Here is a 2,721-nt window from a genome sequence, read left to right on the forward strand (position 1 = left end):
ATCAACATCCCGTTCTCGCCACTTGGTCAAACCACGCGGCCTCATAAAACTCCGGGATGAAAGGGGTCCTTTTTACACGCCGTTCACCCCCCGAACGGGGGGCCTATTGCACGCCGATCCTCAATCGGGTTGAAGGCGGAGAATTGCAGCCGCGGGCATAGAGCTCGCGCCAGGCGGCGTTCTTCTCTCCGCCTGGGAAGTCCGCGACGAAAAAGCCGCCGGTGTCCTGGGTCCAATAGGGGTTGCCGGTGACCGTCACGTTGACCCCGTCCGCCACCTGCTGCTTCAGCGTCTTCCAACTTGAGAAGATGTCACCGCTCCAGGATGCCGCTGCTGTCCGCTGCGCGCCGGCCCATCCCGAGCGGGTGAGCGTGAATATACGCTTGTCGCTGGTCGCGCGCTGCCCGTCATAAGTGCCCTGCGTCGTCAGCAGCGAATAGGGATTGAGATAGCGGGTAAAGTCGCCGAGCGCATTCCTGCCCAATGCCTTGGTATCGCGGATATTGTCCTGTGCGTTCCACATCGCGCTCGACACCTCGATCTCGGTGCCATCCATCCAGAGAGCGTCGATGCCCTTGTCGAGCAAACCCGACTTGATGTGCTTAAAATAGATTTGCCGGCCCATCGGACTGTAGGCGTCGTAAACCCGCGCATGTTTGGATATCCAGTGCAGCGGCTCGAAGCGCAGGCCGTGGCTGTCGAGTTCCTTGCCGAGCGCCGTGTCGTTGCCGATCGACGGCCAGATCGACACCATCAGCTTCATGTGAAGGGCGTGCACATCACGCACCATTCCCGCGGGGTCGGGATAGCGCGTCGGATCCCAGATCATGCCGCTCCAGCTGCCGTCCTTGTCCGAACCCCAATATTGCCAATCCTGGACGATGTAATCGAGCGGGAAGCCTTCCTTGCGGAAGTCGCGTGCGACCTCAAGCAGTTGCGCCTGCGTCTTGTAGCGTTCCTTGCTCATGAACAGGCCGAACGCCTGCTTGGGATACATCGGCGCCTGGCCAGTCAGGGCGCGATAGTCCGCGACGACGGCGTCGGGCGTTTCGCCCGCCATGAAATAATAGTCCACGCCGCCCGGTGCGCTTTCGGCCCACATCGATGCGCCTTCGGCGTCGTCCTTGAACCGCATCTGGGAATAGCTGTCCCACAGCACGCCGTAGCGGCGCGACGACATCAGGACGGGGATGATGATACCGACATTGGTCTGAACGAGCAGCAGTTCCTTGCCGCGGCGATTGCTCGTGTCACTGCCGTTGAAGCCCAGGCCATAGATCGCCTCGTCCGGCTGCAGGGTGAAGCTGTTGCTCGCCTCCAGCGTCGGGGCACCGGATATGGTCCGCTTCTCCAGGGTCTGCGGCGCGGCGGCATTCTCCTGCGTGTAGAGCTTGCCCGACGCATCGTAGAATCGCAGCGCGCCGGTCGCCTTACTGACCTCGACGCGCAGCTTCGCGCTTTTGATCGTCAGCGTTTCGGCGCTTTCCGTAATGGCGAAGGCCACTGCCTGCGGCTTGGCGACGACTGCCAGACTGGCAGCGGTCCAGTAGTTCTCACCCAGATTGGCGTTCACGCGGAGGGTTGTCGGGCCGTAGAAGATGAGATTTTTCGTGACGGCGCCGACGCGGATCTGCACGCCCTGGGCAAGGCGGGTGAAGGCAAAGCCGCTCGCCGTTGCCGGCATGACGCTTTGCATGTGGCCGCGAGCGTCAAGCCCAGTCGCAAGGGCGCTCCGTGCCGATTCCGATGCCATAGCTGCAACCGGTGCCGTGCTGAGCGCTAGCAAAGCCGCTGACAGCCAAAAACGATATTTTGCAGGCATTGCGCCCTCCATCTTTCGCACCGGCATCAACTCACGCCGGCATTCATGTGAACATTCCCGGCCCAGTGGCGCGAAGGGGATCACCTTGAGCAGACCGTTCAAACTATCGAGGCTCTATTGCGACAATGGGCACGATCGGTCAGACGTCCGCGGCCCGACAGCCATCCATGCTGAGCACCTCATCAGGCCCGAAGCCAACATGGGAGCCGCAGTCCCCATAAGATTAATGTTCATCGACAGCTCCCCTTTCACCCGTCCTGCGGCCTGCGGCCAAGCTGTAAGGTTTTACTCGGACTATTTCTACCGAATTATCGTGCGCAGCGCGTCGAGGGTCGGCAGTCCCTGTCAGCAAGGCACGTGCACATTTTGGCTCGGAACTTGCCGGTCAGAGTGCGAAAATGACGGAGGCGGAATAGCGACGGCAGGGGAGAATGTCTGGGCACAAGTCGTGGCGGAGTGCGACTCGGCGCCAATCCTTGAGACAGCGGAACAAGATCTCGATGCGTTGCCTGGGTTTGTAACGTCGATGATCCTATCCCCCGCAGCAGGCCTATTTGCAAGGCCTGGCCTGTTCTTGGCCGGCGAGCGGGTTCGGCTGCGGATCGTCAACGCGTCTGCCATGACCAATTTCAACGTGCGGCTGCCCGGCCTTCCCATGACCGTGGTCCAGTGCGACGGCCAGAATGTCCAGCCGGTCGAGACCGACGAGTTCCAGATCGACATCGCCGAAACCTATGACGTGCTGGTCCAGCCGACCCAAGCCAAGCCCTATGGCCTGATCGCCGAGGCGATCGACCGCTCCGGCCTCGTCCGCGCGACGCTGGCGCCGCAGATCGGCATGGTCGCGCCGATCCCGCCGCTGCGCCAGCGCCCGCTGCTCACCATGAAGGACATGGGCA

The 2,721-nt window shown here is 61.8% G+C and carries 1 protein-coding gene and 2 pseudogenes; 1 reads left to right on the plus strand and 2 read right to left on the minus strand.

Annotated elements, in window-relative coordinates; translation table 11 throughout:
* Nucleotides 1-103 precede the first annotated feature (103 nt).
* Both ACFQ24_RS04075 and ACFQ24_RS04080 read right to left on the minus strand, forming a co-directional pair.
* Entirely contained in the window at nucleotides 104-1,684 is a 1,581-nt protein-coding gene (locus ACFQ24_RS04075) for a TIM-barrel domain-containing protein (protein WP_380909183.1), read from the minus strand.
* Between the two features lie 523 nt (nucleotides 1,685-2,207).
* Nucleotides 2,208-2,354: pseudogene (locus ACFQ24_RS04080) on the minus strand (IS5/IS1182 family transposase); the annotation flags it as partial.
* A 33-nt stretch (nucleotides 2,355-2,387) separates the two neighbouring features.
* Between ACFQ24_RS04080 and ACFQ24_RS04085 the strand changes: the two are divergent.
* Nucleotides 2,388-2,721, plus strand: a pseudogene (locus tag ACFQ24_RS04085) (copper resistance system multicopper oxidase); the annotation flags it as partial.

The organism is Sphingobium olei (assembly GCF_042678845.1).
In the GTDB taxonomy this organism is placed as follows: Bacteria; Pseudomonadota; Alphaproteobacteria; order Sphingomonadales; family Sphingomonadaceae; genus Sphingobium; species Sphingobium olei.

What these genes read in the sequence shown, in the direction of transcription:
- ACFQ24_RS04075 (WP_380909183.1), bottom strand. Translation starts at nt 1,684, where the DNA reads ATGCCGGCAACGGCGAGCGGCTTTGCCTTCACCCGCCTTGCCCAGGGC.